The following is a 20,855-nucleotide window of genomic DNA, read 5'->3' as shown; positions in this document are numbered from 1 at the left end:
CGAGAGATAGTGTTTCTCGCCCGCATGCGGTGGGGGTGGAGTTCCAATTGGAACATCCACCCCCACCGTCGTCTCTGCGGCTCTGTGACCTTAGCCTTCGAGCGGGGCAATCCAACGAATCTGAGTGCCAACACCGCCGTCGCCTGTGTCTGCGTCGAAGCTGCCGTGGTGGCGTCGTGCACGTTCCGCCATGTTCGCCAAGCCGGAGTTTCGGGTACGCGATGGGTCGATGCCACGACCGTCGTCGTTGATCGTGATTCGCACGCGTCCAGTCTTTCCTTGTCCCGAGACATCGACGCACACGGTCGCCGCGGTTGCGTGTGCATGACGGGCGATGTTGGACAGGCCTTCACGCACGATTGCCACGACGTCGTCGGAGAGGTCGGGATCGACGCGCCCATCGAACTCATCAATGACAACGAGCTCGTTATCCAAGTCTGAGTTGATGGCGCGCCCGTCGAGCGTGATGACGAGTGAGGGAGCAAAACCCAGCGCGGAACGGGTCAGTGAGGACTCGCGGCGAATACGCTCGACGAGGCCGACCGCCTTGTCGCGCTCGCGCAAATTGTGCACGATGGTGCGGATCTGGCGGACAGCCTCGTCAATGGAAGCGAGGGACGAATCGATAAGCGCCTCAATGGATGAGGGATCGGCCTGCCCCGCTGCAACTTTCTGCTTCGCTGCGTCCAGCGCCATGCCGGTCGCGAAGAGCTGCTGGATCGCGAAATCGTGCAGGTCGCGCCCGATGCGGTCACGCTCGTCGAGCAGCGCTGCCACGTCCTGTGCGTGGCGAGCGGAGGCTAGTTCGAGCGCAAGGGTGGCCTGAGACGCCAAGGATTCCGCGAGGGATAGCTCTGAAGCGTCGAACTCGGGGGCACCAATTTGTCGCAGGAGAATGAGAACGCCGGAGGAGACACCGCGGGAGCGCAGGGGAGCGTAGAGCGCGGACCCGAAGGCGGCCAGTTCAGGGACACGCATCGTCTGTGCGCGTGACATCGAGTCGACGATCATGCCGGTGCCCTCGTGCAACACGCTCATGGCGCGCCCTTCGGGCGGGAAAACGAGACCCAGCAGGTTGGAGGCGTTCTTGCCGTCGACGATTTCTGCGGCCCACGTGTCACCGACGGACTGCAGGACGATGATCGCGGTGTCTGCGTGGGAAACTTCACGCACGGTCTTGGCGATGAGTTCGAGGGCTTCCTCCTCATCGGTGCCCTCCAGCATCGTCGTTGTCAGGGACTGGGAGGCGCTAATCCATCGGGCGGTGCGCTTGGAGTCCGCATAGAGGTTCGCGTTTTCGACAGCGATGCCGGCGGCGGGGGCCAGGGCCGCGACCACGGCCGCGTCCTCGTCCGTGTAGCCGCCGGGCTTTGCCATCAGGTAGAGGCGCCCGTAGACCTGTTCGTGCACGAGGACGGAGACCCCGAGGAAGGGCGGGGTGGAGGCGGGCAGATCAATGTCGGGCGCGTCCTGCGGGGAGTTAACGAGGAGCGGTGTGTTGACGGGGATGACAGTCGGCAGTGACTCGGGCACGGGCGGGGCAGGGTAGGAGTCGTGGTGCTCCAGACGCAGGGTGGTGGCACCCCACGTGTCGAGCACGCACATCGTGGCGTGCGGCGAGCCGGTGAGGGCGCATGCCTGATCGACGAAAGTCTGCAGGCCCGCCCGCAGGTCGAGCGAACTCGTCAGGTCGAGAGCCGCTCGGAGAAGCGTGAAATCCGTGCGTTCGTGGCTCATTGTTCCTCCTGCTCAAGGGCCCACTGGTAGGCGGGCAGAGTACGTGTCACGTCCTCGTGCGTGCCCTGCGCGGCGACGCGTGCACAGCCGCCGGACTCGGGGGCAGCCAGGACGAGGACATGGTCGGCCTGGTCGAGTGCGCTCAGTCGGTGCGTGACGACCAGGGTAGCGCGGTCGGCAGACGGTGTGAGGAGTGTTTCCATGAGGCGGTCCGCGGTGGCGGCGTCGAGGTGCTCGGATGCCTCATCGATCGCCAGGATAGGAGCGGGAGCTGCAAGGGCGCGAGCCATGAGCAGGCGGCGACGCTCGCCTCCCGACACTGTCGTTCCTCCCGAACCGATGACCGTATCGATCCCGTCCGGCAGGGATGCGACCCACTCGTCGAGGCCTGCCCGCGAGAGCAGCTCCGAGGCCTCGTCGCGGGTGAGCGATGCGCGGGCGACGCGCAGGTTCTCGTAGATGGTGGTCGCGAAGACGTGGGCGTCCTCGGCCGTCATCGTGATGTGGTCGGTGAGCTGATCGCGGTTCGCTCCCCACGCGGGGACACCGTTAATGAGAGCGGATCCAGACTTGGGCGGGATCACGCCCGTGAGCGTCGCCAGCAGCGTGGTCTTCCCGATGCCGGAGGCTCCCACGATGGCCAGGGAAGAACCAGGACGCAGCGTGAGCGAGATGCCGGTGGCCAGCGTCGGACCACCCGGCCAACCGATCGCGAGGTCGCGTGCCTCGATAACGGTTAGACCCTCCGGGATGTCGTGGAGTTTGGTGGGCACCTCGTCGTCCAGGAGGGTGCAAATGCGCTGTGCCGCCTGAGCGCTGCGCACCAGCTGGGATGCGGCGGGCGCGAGTTCAGCGACCCCCTCGAAAGATGAGAGAGGAATGAGGACGATGACCGCGAGGAGCACCTGAGCGAGCATGCCTGACGTGGTCTGCGGGATGCCGATGAGGAGGGCACCGATGACGGCTGCGCCCATCGCGCACACGTCGAGGCCTCGAGCCAGCGCAGACAGGCGCGCCGAGCGGGCCAGAGCGGCGGACAGGTGGCTCTCGGAGCTAGCGAGAGAGTGCTTCGCGTGGTCGAGAGTACCCGCCAGTGACAGCTCGGTGGCGCCCTCCAGCACCGCGAGTGTGGTGGCGGCAATGTCGGTGCGGGCCTGTGCCCCCTGCGATTCGGCGAGTCGAACCGATCGCGCGATCAGCGCGGGCGCCACGATGCCAGAGACGATGAGCGCGCAGGCGAGGATCGCTCCCGCGGCCGGAGAAATCGCCGCGACGACGCCAACAGTGCCAACTCCGACGATGAGGGCGACGAGTGACGGCAGCAGCGTCTTGACGACGACGTTTCCCACCTCGTCGACGTCTGAGCCGGCGCGTGTCATGAGGTCGCCGCGTCGCAGCGACGTCAGCGTTGCCGTCGGGGCCTCGGACAGTCGATCGTAGAGGTTACCGCGCAGCGCGTCCATGCCCGCCAATGCGACCTTGTGCGAGGCGAGACGGGAGAGGTAGCGTGCAAGGGCGCGCGAGACGCCAAACAGTCGCACCGCGGTGGCGGCGACGGTCAGATACAGGACGGGTGGCTGCTGGGATGCGCGAGCAATCAGCCATGCGGCGGTGCCGCCGAGCGCGATGGCAGATCCGAGGGCCGTGACACCGAGGAGCAGCGAGAGAGCAAACCCGGAGCGCGACACCTGCAGCATGGAGATGCAGCGGCGCAGCGCGGCCGACTCAGTGCGGGTCAGGAAGAGTGTCATGCGCGGGCCTCCTCGTTCGCGGCGGATCGGACGTCGATGACGGCGTCGGCGGCTTCCATCATGGCCGCGCGGTGGGCGATGACGATGACGGTGCGTCCCTCGCGGCGCATGTCGTCGATAGCGCGCACGACGGTCTCCTCGCTGAGAGCATCGAGGTGGGCTGTCGGTTCATCCAGGATGACGAGCTGGGAGTGCGCTGCGAGGGCACGCGTCAGGGCCAGGCGCTGGCGCTGGCCAACGGACAGGCCAACACCGCCCGTGCCGATCATGGTCTTCCACCCGTCGGGAGTAGTGGCCAGGACGCTGTCAAAGCCGGTATCCGCTGCTGCAGTCTCCAGGTCCTCAAGGGGTAGGTCGCCCATGTTGTCCAGGATTGTCCCCGGCACGAGGGTGGGGGACTGGGGAACCCAGGAGATCTGATCGCGCCAGGAGGCGGGATCGATGTCTGACAGCGCAACACCCTCATCGTTGGAGGCCGGGGCAGTCTGGCGCAGGATGATGCGACCCGCATCCGGGGTCATATCGGCCAGCAGGCAGGCGACGATTGTCGACTTTCCGGCACCCGAGGGGCCGGACAACGCGGTCACGATACCGGGAGCGATGATGCCCGAGGTCGGGGCTGGGGCCCACGCTCCGCGCGCTCGGACGCCGACGCCGTCAAGGACGATCTCAGTGTGTGACATATCGGGGCACGCGGCGGTACCAGGGGAATCGACAGCTGCGGCCTCCTCGATAATGTCGAATGCGGCGCGCGAGGCCGTGACACCGTTCGCGGACGCGTGGAACTGTGCGCCCACTTGGCGCAGCGGTTCAAAAACCTCAGGTGCAAGCATGATGACGGCCAGACCGTGGAACAGCGAGATGTTGCCAAACACCAGACGCATACCGACCTCGACGGCGACGAGAGCCACCGACAGGGTCGTGAGGAATTCCAGGACGCCGCCCGAGAGGAAAGCAACGCGCAGGGTGGCCATCGTGGCCTTCGTGTTTGCGGCTCCAAGAGCCCTCAGATGGGTGCGCGGGGCCTTTTCTCGTCCGAGGGCCCGCAGCGTCGGCAGTCCGGACATGAGGTCAAGGAGCTGGGCTGTTAGGCGCTTCATCGACGCGAGCTTGTCCTCCGAGGCTGCCTGCGTGAAGCGCCCAATGAGGATCATGAAAATCGGGATGAGCGGGATAACGAGGAGCGCGATAAGGGCCGACCAGAAGTCGAGGAGAAGAATGACGCCAAGGGCTGCCGGAGTCACGGTGCAGACGAGAACCAGCTGAGGCAGGAAAGAGACAAAGTAGGGGCGCAGATCCTCCAGGCCGGTCGACAGTAGTGTCGTTGTTTCGGCACCGTTTGTCGCCCGCCAACGCGGGCCGAGAGCAATGCTTGCGTCGACGACGCGTCCGCGCAGCTCGGACACTGCTGCTGCCGCCGCGCGCGTACTGACGGCCTCGCGAGCTGCGACGACAAGTGCTCGGCATACAAAGACAGCTGCGATGCCACCGATGATAGGGAGGACGTCGCGCAGGGTTGCGCTGCCCGAGACGACGGGGGAGAGGGCTGCGGAAATGAGCAACGCTTGGGCGAGCACGAGCAATGCCGTGATCGTTCCGAGCAGTGCCGTCACGGCGATAGGACCGCGGGCTGAGCGGGCATAACGCAACAAACGAGGATCAAAGGGACGCACGTATCTATTGTGCCTGAAAAAGCCGTGTCATGGGCCAAAGGTCCCCGGCCGCGCCCCGCTTATGTGCACGAATGCGCCCGGCCCCTGCGTGAGGGACCGGGCGCATCAGTCGAGGAGGTCAGCCAGCGAGGAAGTTCTCGCCGACGCGCACCTTCTTCAGGAGCAGACCCGTCTGGGTCTCGACGTCCTGCGCGCTCACGCGAGCGCGGAACATCCAGTAGGACCAGAAGACGTAGACCAGAACGATCGGCAGCAGGCAGACGGTGACGATCGTCATGACGGTCAGTGTCGCGGTCGTCGACGAGGCCTGATTGATCGTCAGCGAGTACGCCGGGTTGACCGAAGACTTCTGGACAGCAGGGGCCATTGACGAGAAGACCCATGCAACCGTGCCAGCAATAGCAACGGCTGACGCTGCGAAGGACCAGCCTTCATGACGCAGCGACGCCTGCGACAGGGCGGCCGAAGCAATGATCGCCAGCGCGGCGACCACGAGCGGGATCCACGCCAGGACATTCGTCGTGTAGGCGAACTGGCCCCAGATCAGCCATGCGGCCGCAAGGACAGTCGCGGCAATCGTGGCGGGGGCGGCGATCGCGTTGGCGCGCTCGCGAACCTCGCCCGTCGTCTTTAGGGCCAGGAACTGGGCGCCGTGAGCCAGGCACACGGCCAGGACAGCCAAGCCGCCAAGGATCGTGTACGGGGTCAGCAGGGAGAAGAACCCGCCGGTCATCTGGTGAGTCGCGCCAGCCAGGGACTGATCGACCAGGGTGGGGTCGATGATGGTACCGGTGGCAACATCGATTACCTCGATGTGCATACCCTGAACGAAGTTAGCGAAGGCAACACCGAGCAGGATCGGGACGAGCCAGGCGCTAATCGTGTGCGCCCAGTCCCACGCGTGGCGCCACTTCTCGGTGGCGACCTTAGAGCGCCACTCGAGCGCCATGACGCGGATGATCAGGCACACGAGGATCAGGAACAGGGCGAGGTACATGCCCGAGAACATGGTCGCGTACCACTCGGGGAACGCCGCGAAGGTGGCGCCACCGGCGGTGAGCAGCCAGACCTCGTTACCGTCCCAGTGAGGGCCGATCGTGCGCACGGTCTGCGTGCGTTCACGGTCACCCTTGGCGACGAAGGGGAGGAGCATGCCGACACCGAAGTCGAAGCCCTCGAGGATCAGGTAGACCGTCCACAGAACGGCGATGAGAACGAACCACAGGATAGACAGAGTCATGATCGGTGTTCCTCTCAGTAGCCGAAGGACAGGTCGGTCGGAGTTTCGTCCTCAGCCGCCTGGGCCTTGGGCGAGTGGATGCCCTCAACGGCGTAGCGCTTCATGAGGATGTACCACATGACGCCGAGGACGCCGTACAGGAGCGTGAACAGGATGACGGTGGCGAGCATCTGGCCAGCCGGAACGTTGGGGGAAATACCCATCTCGGTCAGCATGTTGACGGAGCCCAGGTCAGAAGCCATTGCCAGCGCCTGCTGGTTCGGGACAACAACCCACGGCTGACGACCCATCTCAGTGAAGATCCAGCCGAAGGAGGCAGCCGCGAACGGTAGCGGCAGGTTAACCAGGGCGAGGGTGCTCAGCCACTTGTTCGACGAGGTGCGACCGCCGCGCGTGGCCCACAGGCCCCACGCCGCCAGCAGGAAGGCCACCATGCCCAGGCCGATCATGAAGCGGAAGGACCAGAAGGTCACCATCTGCGGCGGACGGAAGTCGTACTGCGAGGCATCGCCGTACTTGGCGGTGAAGTTCGCATCGGAGTTGAGCAGTTCCACCATGCGCTGCTGGACGTCTGCGACGCCCTCAGACGTGGCGGTGAAGGAGTTGTGCGACATGAAGGACGCGACGCCAGGAACCTTGATGAACTGCGTCGGCTGCGTGCCGTCCTCACCGAGCGGGCAGGAACCGAACTGCGCGACGGTGAAAGCCGCGCCCTCAGTGTCCACACAGATGCCCTCAGCGGCTGCCATCTTCATGGGCTGGACCTCGACCATCTCCTGGCCCTGGATGTGACCGGAGACGACCGTGCCGAGGCCACCAATGAGGACTGCAGTCAGGCCGAAGCGGGCGATCGGACGCCAGACGTTGCGCGACTGTGCCATGGCCTCGTCGGAACCTTCGCGCGCGGTGCGCACCATCCACCAGATGGAGATGCCGGCGACGAAGGAGCCCGCAACCAGCCACGCGGAGGTAATGACGTGGGAGTATTCGCTCAGGTACACGCCCGAGGTGATCAGCTTCAGGAAGCCGCTCACGCCGTCGAGCTCGGCGCGGCCGGTCTCGGGGTTGAAGCGGGCGCCGACGGGGTGCTGCATCCAGGCGTTGGCTGCGAGGATCCAGGCCGCGGAGAACATGGTGCCCAGGGCGACGCACCAGATTGTCAGCAGGTGCATGCGCTTGGAGAGCCTGCCCCAGCCGAAGATCCACAGGCCCAGGAAGGTGGACTCGAGGAAGAAGGCGAGGAGTGCCTCGACGGCCAGGGGAGCGCCGAAGATGTCGCCAACGAAGCGGGAGTATTCGGACCAGTTCATACCGAACTGGAACTCCTGGACGATGCCGGTGGCGACGCCGAGGGCGAAGTTGATGAGGAGGAGTTTGCCAAAGAAGCGGGTTGCTTGCAGCCAGTATTCCTTGCCGGTGCGGTGCCACGCGGTCTGCATGATGGCAACCAGCAGGGACAGGCCGATCGTCAGCGGCACGAGGACGAAGTGGTAGACGGTCGTAATACCGAACTGCCATCGTCCGACGGTGACCGCGTCGAGCGCTGTTTGCGCGAGGGTCATGATGGGACCTTCTCGTGTTGGGATCAGGGTCGAATGTCCCGTGGCGGCGGATCCTAGGACCTATGTCACGGGTTAATGTAAATGTAGCCCAAAAGTGTCCCGAAGCTCGGTTGAAATGCTGGTTCCGAGGCAGTTTTGTGACATATGTGTCCGATTATTTTTTATGGGTTTATCCGTGAGATTGTCAGGATGCTCGCGTTGTTCTGGTCACCCTGCCATTAATGGGGCGTCGTATTGTGCGACAATAGGGGTGAATGGATGTCGCGGGAGTGCCCTCGCGACGAGAGCCGAGCGATGACGTATTCATATGCCGCCGGCCGCTGCGCAACTGCGCTCCACTAGGTTTCCGCCCCGTGAGGGCGATGAAAAAGGGTGCGTCCAGGCACGGGGCGCGCGCCCACCATTGGAGAATCGTGACAACCGAATCGACCCCCGTGGCACCTGCCGCCTCGCTGCTGTTCCAGGCCCCCGTTTTCCAGGCAGCCCCCGAGGTTGCCCCTCCCGCAATTATCGACGAGCCCGAACCCAAGCGTCGCCGTAAGCCCGCTGCCTCAGACGAAGAATCGGCTCCTCGCGAAGAGGCGGCTCCCAAGCGTCGTCGTCGTTCCAAGAAGACCGCGGAAGAGGTTGAGGCCGAGGTGTCCGAGGCCCCCGCCGCTGAGGCGCAGTCTGACGATACGCAGGCCGAGCCCAAGACCCGTCGTCGCCGCCGCTCGAAGAAGGCGGACGAGGCCTCGGCTCCCGCGCAGGAAGACGCTGAGCAGACCAATGCGTCGGCCCAGGATGCGCAGTCGGCGGACGAAGAGGAATCCTCTACCCGTCGTCGCCGTCGTCGCCGTGCCCGTTCGTCCTCTTCGGCCTCCGAGGAAGGCGGCGATCCCGCCGATCAGGTGCAGGCCCTCAAGGGCTCGACGCGCCTTGAGGCGAAGAAGATGCGTCGCCGGGAGGGACGCCGTGAAGGCCGCCGTCGCCACTCGATCTCCGAGTCCGAGTTCCTGGCGCGCCGCGAATCCGTCGAACGCACGATGGTGATCCGTGATCAGGACGGCCTCGACCAGATCGCGATCCTTGAAGATGGCCTGCTCGTCGAGCACTACGTCGCGCGTCGTACGCAGTCTTCGATGGTCGGCAACATCTACCTGGGGCGCGTGCAGAATGTCCTTCCCTCAATGGAGGCCGCATTCGTGGACGTGGGCCGCGGGCGCAACGCGGTGCTCTACGCGGGCGAGGTGAACTGGGATGCCGTCGGCATGGAAGGCAAGCCTCGTCGCATCGAGGCGGCTCTGAAGTCGGGCGATCCGGTCCTCGTCCAGGTGACGAAGGATCCGATCGGGCACAAGGGTGCGCGTCTGACTTCTCAGATTACGCTTGCCGGACGCTACCTGGTGCTTATCCCCGGTGGCTCCATGATGGGCATCTCCCGCAAGCTCCCGGACAAGGAGCGCGCTCGCCTGAAGAAGATCCTCAAGTCTGTCGTCCCCTCGGGATCGGGCGTCATCGTGCGCACCGCCGCGGAAGGTGCGACGGAGGAGCAGATTCGCGACGATGTTGCGCGTCTGACCCGTCAGTGGGAGGACATCGAGAAGAAGCGCACCAACACGAAGAGTGCCCCGACGCTGCTGCGCGGCGAGCCCGAGTTGGCCGTGCGCGTCGTGCGCGACATCTTCAACGAGGACTTCTCGAAGCTCGTCATCGAGGGGCGCGATACCTACGCGACCGTCAAGGAATACGTCGACGAGCTCAGCCCCGAGCTGTCCGACCGCGTTGAGCAGTGGGTGGGTACGGAGGATGTCTTCCATGCGCACCGCATCGACGAGCAGCTCGCCAAGGGCATGGATCGCAAGGTGTGGCTGCCCTCGGGTGGCACCCTGATCATCGACCGCACCGAGGCCATGACCGTCATCGACGTCAACACCGGCAAGTTCATCGGCGCCGGCGGCACGCTTGAGGAAACGGTGACTCGCAACAACCTCGAGGCCGCCGAAGAGATCGTGCGCCAGCTGCGTCTGCGCGACATTGGTGGCATCGTCATCATTGACTTCGTTGACATGGTCCTCGAATCCAACCGCGACCTCGTGCTGCGCCGCCTTGTCGAGTGCCTGGGACGCGACCGTACGCGTCACCAGGTCACGGAGATTACGTCGCTGGGTCTCGTGCAGATGACCCGCAAGCGTGTGGGTGAGGGCCTTGTCGAGGCCTTCTCCTCCCCGTGTGAGGCCTGTGAGGGCCGCGGTTTCATCGTTCACCATCATCCGGTGGAGACCTCCGGCGCTGAGCAGTCCTCGAAGGGTTCGAAGGGGTCGAAGAAGCAGCAGAAGAAGGCTGAGCCTCGTCGCATCGAAGATAATGCCGATCATGAGCGCGCCAAGGAAGCGCTGAGCGCAATTGCCGCTGCATCCACGCGCAAGGAAGAAGAGGAGAACGCGGCCGAGGAGAGTAATCCTGTGAAGAAGCGTCGCTCGCGCGCTGCTACCGCCGAGGCTCAAGAGCCTGAGGCGGAGGTCGATGAGCAGGCAGCATCGTTGGGCGATAGTGTCGAGGCCGCTGCTGAGTCGATCGTGCCCAAGCCGCTCGCTGAGCAGGCTGAGGAGGCTGCCACCAAGCGTCCTCGTCGTCGCCGCCGCGTCGCCGAATCTGCTCCGCTGCCCGACCTTCCTGTGCACATCGAGCTGCCTGAGCCGGTCGAGCGTTCCAGCGAACCGGCAGCGCCCGTGAAGGACGCGTCGGAGATCCAGATGCCTGAGCATCGAGAGAAGGCTCCGGCGACCCGACGCCGTGCGTCCCGCAAGGCGGTGACGGCCATGTCGAGCGAACCTGCCGAGGCCCCAGCGGCGACGAAGACTCGTCGCCGCGCCACAGCGCAGACGGCCGTTCCCGAAGAACCGGCGGTGGCTTCCGAGGCTCAGGCGAACAAGACACAGGCCGCCGCGTCGCTTGCCGTGTCGGTGGTTGAGCAGGCTCACGAGCAGGCACCAGCCGCACCGCGTAAGACTCGCAGGCGTCGCGCTGCTGTCTCGACCGGTGTCGTCGAGCCCGATGCGGCGCCGGCACCCATCGTCGTCGACCTGCCCGCGCGTGCCGAGGCCAGTGCGCCGGCGGCACCGGTTCGTTCGACTGAGGACATTACGCTTCCGGAGGCGAGCGATCAGCCCCGCGTCAAGCGTCGTCGTCGCGCCGCCTCGACAGGTATCGTCGACGCCGGATAGCGCTGATGCGCCGGGGGAGGGGTTGATTGCCCTTCCCCCGAGTGTAGGGTGTGGAATCGCACAGCACTTCACGCCCGCCCGTGACCGTGCCGGCTTGCATTCCGGCGTGCGAATCGGCTAAATTTGATCGTCGGCGCAACAAGTGCCAACGGAATCATGACAATGAGACAAGTCCTCGGCAGTTTCGAGGCGCGATTCCGGTTACGAATACGAGAAGAGATGAGCTCCAACGTGGTCTACGCGATCGTCAAGGCTGGCGGCCGGCAGGAAAAGGTGTCCGTCGGTGACGTCGTCGTCGTCGACAAGCTGGCAGAAGAAATCGGTTCGAGCATTGAGCTCCAGCCGCTGATGCTGGTGGATGGCGACGCCATCACCGTTGACGCAGCCAAGCTGGGCAAGGTTTCCGTCAAGGCTGAGGTTGTTGACTCGGCCAAGGGCCCCAAGATTTCCATCATTAAGTACAAGAACAAGTCGGGCTACCGCAAGCGCCAGGGACACCGTCAGAAGATGTCGGTCGTCAAGATCACCGAGATCGCCTGAACCCGACGTTCCCACGAGCAGAAAGTAGCAACTGATGGCACATAAGAAGGGCCTTGGTTCCTCCCGTAACGGTCGCGACTCGAACGCGCAGCGCCTCGGCGTCAAGCGCTACGGCGGCCAGCTGGTCAACGCTGGTGAGATCATCGTCCGTCAGCGCGGCACCCACTTCCACCCTGGCGACGGCGTTGGCCGTGGCAAGGATGACACCCTGTTCGCCCTGCGCGCCGGCGCGGTTGAGTTCGGCCGCAAGCGCGATCGCAAGGTCGTCAGCGTTTCGCCGGTCTCTGCCTGAGACCGCGCGCATAAAGGGCGTCCGGCGTTGCCGGGCGCCCTTTTCAACATTCATTTCAGTCGTCAGGAGCAACAGTGGCTGACTTCGTGGATCGCGTGACTCTACACGCGATGGGTGGTAACGGTGGTAACGGCGTTGCCTCGATTAAGCGTGAAAAGTTCAAGCCGCTGGCTGGCCCCGACGGCGGTGACGGCGGCAATGGTGGCTCGGTCATCTTGGAGGTGAGCGAGCAGGAGACCACGCTCCTGAACTACCACCGAAGCCCGCATCGTCGCGCGGATAACGGCACGCCCGGAATGGGTGACTTCCGTCAGGGCAAGACCGGAGCGGACATTATTCTTCCGGTCCCCGAGGGCACGGTCGTGAAGTCGATGTCGGGTGAGCTGCTCGCCGACCTGACGGGTGCGGGAGCGCGCTACGTGGTCGCTGAAGGCGGCCGCGGTGGTCTGGGGAACGCCGCCCTGGCGTCGAAGGCTCGTAAGGCCCCCGGCTTCGCACTGCTCGGTGAGCCCGGCGAGGAACGGGACGTGATCCTTGAGCTGAAGTCCGTCGCGGACGTGGCTCTCGTGGGCTTTCCGTCGGCGGGTAAGTCCTCACTGATCGCCGCGATGAGTTCGGCGCGTCCGAAGATTGCGGATTATCCGTTCACGACGCTCGTGCCGAATCTGGGCGTCGTGTCCGCCGGCGACACGCGTTACACGGTCGCTGACGTTCCCGGCCTGATTCCCGGTGCATCGCAGGGACGAGGCCTTGGCCTGGACTTCCTGCGCCACATTGAGCGCTGCGCGGTCATCGTGCATGTCCTGGACACCGCTGCTTTCGAGACTGATCGCGAGCCCGTCGAGGATCTGCGCATTATCGAGGCCGAGCTGGAGGCCTACCAGGGCGACCTGACGCAGGTGGAGGGCTACGTGCCGATCATGCAGCGTCCGCGCGTCATCGTTCTCAACAAGATCGATATTCCGGATGGTCGTGATCTCGCTGAGATTACGCGTCCGGACCTCGAATCCTTTGGCTGGCCCGTCTTCGAGGTGTCCGCCGTGTCCCACGAGGGACTCAAGGCGCTGTCTTTTGCTCTGGCCGGCATCGTTGAGGAGGAACGCGCGAAGCGTCCCGCTCTCGAGGCTGCCCGTCCCGTGATTCGCCCGAAGGCTGTCGGACGCAGCGTCGAGATCACGGTGCGTAAGACCCGCAAGGATGGCGAGGACGTCTTCCAGGTGCGTGGCGATAAGCCGGAGCGCTGGGTGCGGCAGACCGACTTTGCCAACGACGAGGCCGTGGGTTACCTCGCGGATCGTCTGAACGCGGCGGGCGTCGAGGATGAGCTGATGAAGGCCGGTGCGGTTGCCGGCGATACGGTTGTGATCGGTGACCTCGATGGGGGCGTCGTCTTCGACTGGGAGCCGACGCTCACCACCGGTCCCGAGCTGCTTGGCTCACGTGGTACGGACTTGCGTCTTGAGCAGAACGCGCGCCCGAGCCGCAAGGAGCGTCGCGAGGTGTACCACCAGGTGATGGATGCGAAGAGCGCAGCCCGTGACGAGCTGTGGACGGAACGCCAGGCCGGGCATTGGACTGACGCGTCGGATCAGTCATGAGCGGGGTGTCATCGGCGTCGCGTATCGTCGTCAAGATCGGCTCCTCGTCGCTTACCCGCGAGGACGGCGGTCTGGACCTTAACCGTATCGACTCCGTGGCGCGACTTGTCGCGCGCTGGCGCGGTGCAGACCGCGAGGTCGTCATCGTGTCGTCGGGCGCGGTCGCCGCGGGCCTGGATCCCCTCGGATTCACGTCGAAGCCGAAGGACCTGCCGAGCGTGCAGGCCGCCGCTGCGATGGGGCAGGGGCTCCTGATGGCGCGGTGGACGGCCGCTTTCCAGGCACATCACCTCGATGCTGCCCAGGTACTGCTGACGACGGACGACGTGATGCGCCGCGACCACTACACGAACGTGCGAGCCTCGCTGACGCGTCTCCTCGGCCTCGGCGTCGTTCCGATTCTGAACGAGAACGACGCGGTGACCACTCGAGAGCTGCGTTTCGGTGACAATGATCGTCTTGCTGCTCTCATCGCGCAGATGGTTCAGGCTGATGCGCTCGTCCTGCTGACTGATGTCGACGGCCTCTACACGGCACCCCCGGATCACCCTGGTTCGGAGCTGATCGAGCGCGTGGTGAGCGCGGACGATCTCATGAGCGTGCTTGTGACCGGCGCGGGATCGCGCGTGGGTACGGGTGGTATGGCGACGAAGGTGCAGGCCGCAATGCTGGCGACGACGAGCGGCATCGGTGTTCAGCTTGCCAGCGCTGATGCCCTTGAGTCGGTGCTGGCGGGTCAGCGCGTCGGAACGTGGTTCGAGCCTTCCCAGGAGCGTCCGGCTTCGCGCCGCCTCTGGATCGCTCATGTGGCACCGTCGCGCGGCGAGATCATCGTCGACGAGGGTGCCGCGCAGGCGATTACGGTTGGCAAGAAGTCTCTGCTGGTCGCGGGTGTGCGTTCGGTGCTTGGCCACTTCGATGCGGGCGATGTCGTGGACGTGGCGTCTGCGACGGGGCTCGTCGCTCGAGGTGTATCGGGATATGACTCCGATACTTTGGCGCAGATCGCCGGCTCGGGGACAACAGAGCTGGAGGCAGCGGGGTATGAGCATCCCCGGCCTGCGATTCACCGCGATGACCTGGCGGTGTTAGGCGACGCATTTTCTGCGCTGAGCGCTGACTGACGCGGCCCCACGCGCTCTCGTGTGTCATCATGGCCAGGTGAATACTGCTGCAGATATTTCCCAGGTGACCGATGCCGCCTGCGCCGCTGCTCGTGTTCTTGCGAATGTGACCACGCAGGCGAAGAATCGCGGTCTTGAGGCGATTGCTGCCGCGCTCATTGAGCGCGGTGAGCAGATCCTGGCTGCCAACGCCGAGGACGTGGCGCGCGGTCGCGCGGAGCAGATGAGTGAGGGGCTGCTGGACCGCCTCGCGCTGACACCCGAGCGCATCCGGGGTATCGCTGACGCCGTCCGGGAGATTGCGGGTCTTCCCGACCCCGTCGGTCAGGTTGTTCGCGGTATGCGCACGGATATCGGTCTGCGCGTCACGCAGGAACGCGTACCTCTCGGGGTCGTTGGCATCATCTACGAGGCCCGCCCCAACGTCACGATTGACGCTGCAACCCTGGCACTCAAGGCCGGTAATGCGGTAATCCTCCGCGGTGGTAGTGCCGCCCAGTCCTCCAATCGTGTCCTCATCGAGGTGTGCCGCGATGCGTTGGCTTCCGTCGGGCTTCCTGCCGATGCGATTACGACCGTCGACCCGTGGGGACGCGCGGGGGCTCGTGCGATGATGCGTGCTCGCGGCGCGATCGATGCGTTGATTCCGCGCGGTGGGGCAGGGCTTATCAACGCCGTCGTGGAGGAGTCGCGCGTCCCGGTTATCGAGACCGGTACCGGCAACTGCCATGTCTACGTCGATGCCTCTGCCGACCTGGAGGCCGCCGAAGCCATCATCATGAATGCGAAGACGCAGCGCGTGGGTGTATGCAACGCGGCGGAAACACTCCTGGTGCACGCCGATGTCGCCCAGCGCTTCCTGGTTGCTGCGATCACGCGCCTGACTACGGCGGGTGTCACGATCCACGCCGACGAGGCCACCCGCACCATCGTTGACGGCCAGCCTTCCATCGACGCGGACATGATCGTCGATGCAACGCAGGCCGACTGGGAGACGGAATACCTGTCAATGGACCTCGCGGTGCGCGTCGTCGATGACATCGAAGAGGCGATTGAGCACATTCGTCGATACTCCACCGGTCATACGGAAGGTATTGTGGCCTCGGATGTTGCCGCCGTGCAGGCGTTCCGTTCGGGTGTTGATGCCGCCGCTATCGCGGTGAACGCCTCGACGCGCTTTACGGACGGCGGGCAGCTGGGCCTGGGGGCCGAGGTTGGTATCTCGACGCAGAAGCTGCACGCGCGCGGTCCGATGGGGCTCACCGAGCTGACGACCACCACCTGGATTTACGAGGGAGAGGGAACGATCCGCCCGTGAGCGAGCAGGACAAGCAGACCGCGCCAGCCTCGGGGGAGGCTGCTATCGAGAAGACGACCGAGGCCACGGCAGGGGCGACCGCTGCACCGGCCTTGCCTCCTCACCCGCCCCGCGCGCTTCGCAGGCGCCGGGCGATTGGCATCATGGGCGGTACCTTCGATCCGATCCACCACGGTCACCTCGTAGCCGCGTCTGAGGTTATGGACGTCTACGGCCTCGACCAGGTCGTGTTTGTCCCGGCCGCGATGCAGCCTTTCAAAGCGGGGCGTCGGGTGACCTCGGCCGAGCATCGCTACCTGATGACGGTGATCGCAACCGCTTCGAATCCGCGTTTCGCCGTGTCTCGTGTTGATATTGACCGTGGGGGTACGACCTACACGATCGATACCCTGGCGGACCTGTCTCGCGAGTACCCCGACTCTGATTTTTACTTCATTACGGGTGCCGATGCCCTGGCGCAGATTGCGCAGTGGAAGGACGCCGATAGGCTTTTTGAGCAGGCGCACTTTATCGGTGTGACACGCCCCGGGCACAACCTGTCTGACCCCGGCCTACCGCATGAGTCTGTGTCGTTGCTTGAGGTGCCCGCCATGGCAATCTCGTCGACCGATTGCCGCACGCGCGTCGAAGAGGGCAAGCCGGTGTGGTACCTCGTGCCCGACGGCGTCGTCCAATACATCAACAAGTACGGCCTGTACCGGTCCTGACCCAAGGAGAAACGTGAGCCTTCCCGACGCTACCGCAGAACTGGCGAGCATTGTTGCTCGCGCCGCGCACGACCGTGGCGGTATCAACCCGGTCCTCGTTGACGTGACCAGCAAGCTTGCCCTGGCGGATGCCTTCGTGGTCGTCTCGGCCCCGACAGACCGTCAGGTGCGTGCCGTCGCCGAGGACATCATGGATCGCATCTGGGCTGAGCATCACCGCCGTCCCGCCCACATCGAGGGGCGCGCGGAGGGTACCTGGGTGCTCTTGGACTATTCGGAGCTGCTCGTGCACGTGCTGTCCGAGGACGAACGCGAATACTACGCGCTTGAGCGTCTGTGGGGCGACTGCCCGGCCACACCGATCGATGTCGATACCGATGAGGCTCGTGCGGCAGCTGCGCAGCGTGCGGCAACACACGGAGCGGGGGCTGCGCAGTGAGCGCCTCGCGGATCGTCCTACTGCGTCACGGGCAGACGGACTTCAACCTGGCGCGGCGATTCCAAGGACGCATCGACAAGCCTCTGAACGAGGCCGGGCGATCCCAGGCGGCGGGTGCCGCCGGCGTACTCGTGAGTCGCCTGTGCGAACCGAGTGCCGAGGTGGGTATGTTTGCCGCCGAGGACGGGCGGCGCTACGACGACGGGGGCGTGCGTATCGTGAGCTCGCCCCTGGGCCGCGCGGTCGATACTGCGCGGATCGTTGCGCGCGTCTTTGATATCGCTGGGTACCCGTGCGAGGGCCCGGAGCTCGACGAACGACTCACGGAACGCTCCTATGGGAGTTTCGAGGGAAAAACATACGAAGAGATTGCGCGAGAGCAGCCCGAGGCCTTTGCGCAGTACCGGGCAGACGGGGAGTGTGACCTCGCTGAGATAGAACGCTCTGAGGTCGTGGGCGCGCGCGTGCGTGATGCTGTTCTGGAGGCTGCTCGGGCCTGCCGCGACGACCAATCGTTGATCGTGGTCTCACACGGTTCTGCGATCGCGCGTGGCATTGTCTCCCTCCTGGGGTTGGATCCAGCTGTCTTCAACGGGCTGCGCGGTGTGGATAACTGCCACTGGTCGGAGCTCGTGCCCGTAGGAATGTCGACGTCCAAGAGCGCGGCGATCAGCGGATGGCGGCTCGCCTCCCATAACATCGGCTCACGCGAGGACATTCTGGGGGCATAACCTCCTATTGGCCCCTCGTTGCCGCAGTAATCCGAGGTTTTTCTAAGCTGTGACGAGGGACACTGAATTGGATTTGCGTCAGCCTTCGACGGTCCGCTATTATTTATCAGGTCGCCAGGGCGACGAACTAAATAACGGGGCTATGGCGCAGTTGGTAGCGCGCTTCCATGGCATGGAAGAGGTCGGGGGTTCGAATCCCCCTAGCTCCACAGAAAATTCCGACACTCAGTTAGTGGGTGTCGGTTTTTTGTTGTTCTTGGATGGGCTGTCGGCCTTGTCTGCGCACGTCCGGTGACTGCTTGTGGACTATGGTGACCACCTCTTGCGTGACTATCTGTTACTTATTGGTCAGGGGCTGGGTCTGAAAAATAACGTTTTGGTATCGACATATGGGATGTTCAAAATCTGTCAAACCTATAAAACGTTGCAAATTGGTGCATTTGCCTGTAATGAATTACTGAAAAAACCTTGAATAACAGCGTACCGAGTGGAAAGATTTACCTGTCTTTGTCTCATAGTGTTAGGCCGGTAGCCAATGTCGTTCCAGCTCACTCGCACCCATACCTCGGTGGTCCTCGCCGCCACGACAATCGCGGCATCCCTCGTCGTTATCCCCACGCTGGCCGAGGGGACGAGCGCGTCGGAGGACGCATTCTGCAACTCTCTGTCTGGTGCTCAGGGGCGAATCACCGCTGAATACAACCCCCTGCTCGCCAGCTACGCCGCTGCAGCTGCTGGAAATTCCTCTGCCTCCGCTGCCGATCCGGCGCGTGAAGCCGAACTCCGTGCGGCTTTGGCCGATGCCCAGGCGGCCCTTGATGCTGCTCGGCAGTCGGCGGCCCAGTCCAACTCGGCTGATAGCGCGCCCGTCTCTGCGCCCACGACGACCGATCGTGGCCTCGACTGGGTGGACTGGTCGCAGGTTGACGACGCTACCCAGGCGCGTATCATCGAAGCCCTCATCGTTCAGAAGATGAATGCCTACCGTGCGAACGCGGGGCTGCCCGAGCTGGTCGTCTCCGATACCGTGACCGCAGATGCGCGCTCGTGGAGCCAGCACATGTCGGACTCGGACGACTTCAATCACGATCCCAATTACAAGTACTTCGGCGCGGGCAAGCTTGATGGTGGCGACACCTCCTACGCCGGTGAGAACATCGCCTACAACCATCGGGAGAACTTCGGCGATAAGTGGGGGGCCTATGGCACCAGCAAGAACCCGATGCAGGCTGCTGACGCCCTCTTTGATCAGTGGAAGAACTCCTCCGGCCACGATAAGAACATGCTCGCCCAGAACAACGTGGTGGGTGTCGGCGTTCATATCGCCAAGCACGGCCAGTTCACCCGCATCTACGGCACGCAGAAGTTCTATGCGATCACCGGTGGTTCCCCGGATGTCTCCCGCTTCCATACGACGGGTGACACTGCCTCGGCCTACGGTTTCGATGGCGGTGCCTTCAACGCCGACAACACGAACTATGTCTCCGGTCTGGCCGGTGACGGTGACGCGCAGCGCGGCAACTCCTGGCAGAACAAGGTAGGCACTCTGCCCGGTGCTGCTCTTCCAGTCGACGTCTCGACGCTGCCCGCCAAGTCTGGGGCTGCCGCGCCCTCGACGCCCGCTCCCTCCGTGACAGGCTCGACGACCGATAACCAGCAGGCCGTCATTGATGCGCAGGCATCCGTGAACGCCGCTCAGAGCGCTCTTGATGAGTACCTCGCGTCCGCGGCTGACCAGAAGCCCACCGCCAGCCTTGCTGACATCGACGCTGAGCTCGATCGTGTGGCTGACTCCATCGCTGCGCAGACGTCCGTACGTCCGGAGAAGGATGGCGGCGTCACCGTGACATCCGGGGGCCAAGCGGGCCGCTACCTGACCGCCGCTGAGTACCGCGATGCTCTCACGCGCTGCACGACGCTCTCCGTGAGCCCCTCAAGCCCGGTGCCCTCCCAGAGTGTTAACCAGGGCAGCGCGAATCCGCGAATCGATACTGACGAGCAGACTCCTGCCCCGCAGAATCCGTCCGTTGGTGATGGTCAGACGCCTGTCCCCGGAACTCAGACGCCTGCCCCGCAGAGCCCCACCACCCAGGCCCCGGCTCCGCAGAACCCCTCGGTTGACGGTGGTCAGACGCCCGCCCCGCAGAGTCCCACCACCCAGGCCCCGGCTCCGCAGAACCCCTCGGTTGATGGCGGTCAGACGCCTGCCCCGCAGAACCCCGCGACCCAGACTCCGGAACAGACGCGTCGCGACACGCTGGCTGCCACCGGTGCGTCGGGTGTGTGGGTTGGCGTTGGAGCGGTCGCCGTCCTGGTCGCCGGTATCGGTGCCGTCGTCGCGTCGCGCCGCGCCAAGCGCTGACTGATCGCTACGAAGCGACGGATTCGTCCTTCATTGAATTGCCTCCCGTTGCTTGGGCATCGACAATGATGCCTCAGCAACGGGAGGCATTTCGTACCTGTCGGCCTGCGCGTGATGCGTGACCGTCTGCGGTGGGTGCGCCCGGTGGTTCGATAGTGTGTCTGGAGATCGCCAATGGCATGCAGTACATGTCCGCGTGGCGGCTTGCCCAGTGACGTGACACCCGTGGGGGAGTACCCAACTCTTCAGGCCTTCCATCGTGACTATGCGTGCCAATCAACCCAATCGTGGGGAGTGGTTCAGGTACCATCCGGAGGGGGCTCCAAATTGATTGGGGGCCGCCGTCGTCAGCCGGTGGTAAATGGCCGAGGATTGGCGGTTTCTTGAGGTTTGGTGCGTGTCGATGGCAGCCTGTGCGCAGGGCACCTCAGCGAATCGGTCGGTGGTGCTAATCCTCTCGTCTGGGCGAGCAGAAACGCGTGTCACATAGGGCGTCATGTGGACGTCGGGTTACCGGGCTGCCTGCAGCTTCGAGCTGCGAAGACCGGGTTAAAGGACAAAAAGAGTTGGTCTGA

15 protein-coding genes and 1 tRNA gene are annotated in these 20,855 nt (G+C 64.4%); 11 read left to right on the top strand and 5 right to left on the bottom strand.

Annotated features, from left to right (window positions below):
* Positions 1 to 90: 90 nt before the first annotated feature.
* The 5 genes from O3656_RS02080 to O3656_RS02060 form a co-directional block, all read right to left on the bottom strand.
* The gene (locus O3656_RS02080) at positions 91 to 1,737 is read right to left on the bottom strand and encodes a GAF domain-containing sensor histidine kinase (RefSeq protein ID WP_500062404.1); all 1,647 of its coding nucleotides are present in this window, start codon (positions 1,735 to 1,737) and stop codon (positions 91 to 93) included.
* Positions 1,734 to 3,488 (bottom strand): thiol reductant ABC exporter subunit CydC, encoded by a 1,755-nt coding sequence (cydC, locus tag O3656_RS02075; protein ID WP_500062403.1) that lies wholly within the window; start codon positions 3,486 to 3,488, stop codon positions 1,734 to 1,736. The genes O3656_RS02080 and cydC overlap by 4 nt, the downstream gene beginning before the upstream one ends.
* A complete protein-coding gene (cydD, locus tag O3656_RS02070) occupies positions 3,485 to 5,161 on the bottom strand; it encodes a thiol reductant ABC exporter subunit CydD (RefSeq protein ID WP_500062402.1) in 1,677 nt (558 codons plus the stop codon). Before cydD ends, cydC begins: the two co-directional genes overlap by 4 nt.
* Positions 5,162 to 5,279: 118 nt before the next feature.
* Positions 5,280 to 6,401: a cytochrome d ubiquinol oxidase subunit II gene (gene cydB, locus O3656_RS02065; RefSeq protein WP_500062401.1), complete on the bottom strand. Its 1,122-nt coding sequence runs from the start codon at positions 6,399 to 6,401 to the stop codon at positions 5,280 to 5,282.
* 14 nt (positions 6,402 to 6,415) lie between these two features.
* Positions 6,416 to 7,963 (bottom strand): cytochrome ubiquinol oxidase subunit I, encoded by a 1,548-nt coding sequence (locus O3656_RS02060; RefSeq protein ID WP_500062400.1) that lies wholly within the window; start codon positions 7,961 to 7,963, stop codon positions 6,416 to 6,418.
* Between the two features lie 362 nt (positions 7,964 to 8,325).
* Here O3656_RS02060 and O3656_RS02055 point away from each other — a divergent pair, with 362 nt between their 5' ends.
* The 11 genes from O3656_RS02055 to O3656_RS02005 all read left to right on the top strand — a co-directional run bounded on the left by O3656_RS02055 (position 8,326) and on the right by O3656_RS02005 (position 20,280).
* Positions 8,326 to 11,169, top strand: a complete 2,844-nt coding sequence (locus O3656_RS02055) for an Rne/Rng family ribonuclease (protein WP_500062489.1) — start codon at positions 8,326 to 8,328, stop codon at positions 11,167 to 11,169.
* A gap of 219 nt (positions 11,170 to 11,388) precedes the next feature.
* On the top strand, positions 11,389 to 11,709 hold the full coding sequence (gene rplU / locus O3656_RS02050; protein ID WP_003796298.1) for a 50S ribosomal protein L21: 321 nt from the start codon (positions 11,389 to 11,391) through the stop codon (positions 11,707 to 11,709).
* Between the two features lie 34 nt (positions 11,710 to 11,743).
* Positions 11,744 to 12,001, top strand: coding sequence for a 50S ribosomal protein L27 (gene rpmA / locus O3656_RS02045; RefSeq protein WP_016461852.1), 258 nt, complete (start codon positions 11,744 to 11,746; stop codon positions 11,999 to 12,001).
* A gap of 74 nt (positions 12,002 to 12,075) precedes the next feature.
* Positions 12,076 to 13,599 (top strand): GTPase ObgE, encoded by a 1,524-nt coding sequence (gene obgE / locus O3656_RS02040; protein WP_500062399.1) that lies wholly within the window; start codon positions 12,076 to 12,078, stop codon positions 13,597 to 13,599.
* Positions 13,596 to 14,723 carry a glutamate 5-kinase gene (proB, locus tag O3656_RS02035; protein ID WP_500062398.1) on the top strand — a complete coding sequence of 376 codons (1,128 nt, stop codon included), beginning with the start codon at positions 13,596 to 13,598 and terminating at the stop codon, positions 14,721 to 14,723. Before obgE ends, proB begins: the two co-directional genes overlap by 4 nt.
* Positions 14,724 to 14,760: 37 nt before the next feature.
* Positions 14,761 to 16,041, top strand: coding sequence for a glutamate-5-semialdehyde dehydrogenase (locus O3656_RS02030; RefSeq protein ID WP_500062397.1), 1,281 nt, complete (start codon positions 14,761 to 14,763; stop codon positions 16,039 to 16,041).
* Positions 16,038 to 16,748 (top strand): nicotinate-nucleotide adenylyltransferase, encoded by a 711-nt coding sequence (gene nadD / locus O3656_RS02025; RefSeq protein ID WP_500062396.1) that lies wholly within the window; start codon positions 16,038 to 16,040, stop codon positions 16,746 to 16,748. The genes O3656_RS02030 and nadD overlap by 4 nt, the downstream gene beginning before the upstream one ends.
* A 13-nt stretch (positions 16,749 to 16,761) precedes the next feature.
* A complete protein-coding gene (rsfS, locus tag O3656_RS02020; RefSeq protein WP_500062395.1) occupies positions 16,762 to 17,187 on the top strand; it encodes a ribosome silencing factor in 426 nt (141 codons plus the stop codon).
* Positions 17,184 to 17,918, top strand: a complete 735-nt coding sequence (locus O3656_RS02015; protein ID WP_500062394.1) for a histidine phosphatase family protein — start codon at positions 17,184 to 17,186, stop codon at positions 17,916 to 17,918. The genes rsfS and O3656_RS02015 overlap by 4 nt, the downstream gene beginning before the upstream one ends.
* Positions 17,919 to 18,054: 136 nt before the next feature.
* Positions 18,055 to 18,127, top strand: a tRNA-Ala gene (locus O3656_RS02010).
* Between the two features lie 326 nt (positions 18,128 to 18,453).
* The gene (locus tag O3656_RS02005) at positions 18,454 to 20,280 is read left to right on the top strand and encodes a CAP domain-containing protein (RefSeq protein WP_500062393.1); all 1,827 of its coding nucleotides are present in this window, start codon (positions 18,454 to 18,456) and stop codon (positions 20,278 to 20,280) included.
* Positions 20,281 to 20,855: the final 575 nt, after the last annotated feature.

This window comes from Pauljensenia sp. 27098_8_83 (assembly GCF_041432695.1).
Classification (GTDB): Bacteria; Actinomycetota; Actinomycetes; order Actinomycetales; family Actinomycetaceae; genus Pauljensenia.
The sequence above is the reverse complement of the archived record's forward strand: the minus strand, read 5'-3'. Positions and strand labels throughout refer to the sequence as shown.